Below are 510 nucleotides of genomic sequence, written 5' to 3'. Positions count from 1 at the left end.
CTTCCTTGTGTGGAGCTTCTGATGAGCAGTACGAGAGCATCCCCAATGACGAGATTGCCCTACTGGCGAGGAAGTTCTGCGCGTTCCACAGATTCTGCAAGGAGAGGAGGAGGTCTCCTAGGGGCTTCTTCGAGTGCGGCGACACCACCCACTTCATTGTTTTCTGCCCCAAGAGAAAGAAGTTCGACTCCTCCAACAAGTACAACTACAACAACCGGAATGACTCCAGCGACAAGGGCGAGGGCAAGAAGAAGTACACTTCGGGGACAAGAAGAAGAAGTTCCAGAAGATCATGTCCCGAGCGTGTGCTGCCCTGAGCGACTTCGACTTCTCCAGTGATGACTCCTCCAGCTCAGAGGAGGATGAGAAGGTCAAGCGCAAGCAAGGCGACTTCACCGGCCTTTGCCTCATGGGCAAATCTTCGAGAAACATCTCTGACTCTGACTCTGATGTAAGTGATGATCTATCCCCTGAGAGTATTTCTTTGAGAGTCGCTGAGCTTGAGAGTGC

1 protein-coding gene is annotated in these 510 nt (G+C 52.4%); it reads left to right on the top strand.

Annotated features, from left to right (window positions below):
- Positions 1-317, top strand: a 317-nt coding sequence (locus ACQY6C_RS15000) for a hypothetical protein (protein ID WP_427970093.1), incomplete at its 5' end; no start/stop codon positions are given.
- Positions 318-510 lie beyond the last annotated feature (193 nt).

Source organism: Altererythrobacter sp., from assembly GCF_050299635.1.
Taxonomy (GTDB): domain Bacteria; phylum Pseudomonadota; class Alphaproteobacteria; order Sphingomonadales; family Sphingomonadaceae; genus Erythrobacter.
This window is presented reverse-complemented; position numbering and strand designations above follow the sequence as displayed.